The following is a 1,171-nucleotide window of genomic DNA, read 5'->3' as shown; positions in this document are numbered from 1 at the left end:
CCGCCCACACGGCCCCTCTGGTGAAGATGGGCCGCCCCCTCAACGCCGGCGACTGGTACCACGCCGTCGGCAACTTCTCCAACGTCCCCTACGTCCGCGCCGACATGGGCGTCCACTGGATGACCCGCGACGGCATCCGCGAATGCATCCCACCCGCCTACGCCGCATGGGTCGGCACCGCTTTCCATACGGCCCTGAACGCCCGGGCGGTGGCTGCATGAACCACCTCCTGAAAGCCGCCCTGCAAGCAGCAGAGCACGGCTGGCGCGTCTTCCCGCTCCGCCCCGGCACCAAGCGGCCCGCCCTGCACGGGGAAACAACCTGCCCCCACAAGGGGCCCTGCGCCGCCGGGCATAGCAAGTGGGAGCAGCGCGCCACCACCGACCCGGACCGCATCCGCGCGACCTGGTCGCAAGGGCCGTTCAACGTCGGCATCGCCACCGGCCCCTCTGGGCTGCTGGTGGTCGACCTCGACATGCCCAAGGACAAGGGCAGTGCAGACGCGCCTAACGGCGCGGCGACCTTTCAGGCGCTCTGCGAGCGCGCCGGACAGGCCGTGCCCACGACGCACAGGGTGCGAACTGCGAGCGGTGGAGAGCACCTGTACTTCACCGCGCCGCCCGACATTCGGCTGACCAACACCGCGGGCACCGTGGGGCCGTTGGTCGACACCCGCGCATGGGGCGGATACGTCGTCGCCGCCGGCTCCACGGTCCCCACGGGACTCTACGAGGCCGTAGGCGGCCCTGTGGCCGCCCCTCTGCCCCGATGGCTGCGAAGCATCCTGGAACCGGCCCCCAAGCCCGTACAGGCCCCCTCGGTCGCCGTAGCAGGGCAATCCCGTAGATACGCTGACATTGCGCTCGCCAATGAGGCACGCAATGTCGTCATGACCCAACAGGGAGCGCGTGAGGCGGCGTTGTTCCGGGCGGCGCGAGCACTCGGGCGGTTCGTCGCGTGGGGCGACCTCCCCCGGAGTGTGGTTGAGCAGGCTCTTCAGGAAGCGGGCGAGGCGGCCGGACTGCCGGCGTCTCAGTGCCGCTCCACCCTGCGCAGCGCGCTGAACTGGTCCATCGCCCACAACCCGCGACGCCGGGCTACGGCATGACCACCCCCACCCGCCCCGGGCCCGTGGGCCGGGGGGGGGGGGGGGTGGCCTGTCTTTTTTAAC

Annotated in this window: 1 protein-coding gene and 1 pseudogene; both read left to right on the top strand. The window is 71.1% G+C overall.

Translation table 11 applies throughout. From position 1 onward, the window contains the following. Positions 1 to 221, top strand: a pseudogene (locus PV350_RS46635) (SAM-dependent methyltransferase); the annotation flags it as partial. Then, complete coding sequence (locus PV350_RS46630) at positions 218 to 1,108, top strand: bifunctional DNA primase/polymerase (protein WP_500339313.1); 891 nt, start codon at positions 218 to 220, stop codon at positions 1,106 to 1,108. The pseudogene PV350_RS46635 and the gene PV350_RS46630, both read left to right, overlap by 4 nt. Positions 1,109 to 1,171: the final 63 nt, after the last annotated feature.

It is taken from the genome of Streptomyces sp. PA03-6a, from assembly GCF_033792765.1.
Lineage (GTDB): Bacteria > Actinomycetota > Actinomycetes > Streptomycetales > Streptomycetaceae > Actinacidiphila.
The sequence above is the reverse complement of the archived record's forward strand: the minus strand, read 5'-3'. Positions and strand labels throughout refer to the sequence as shown.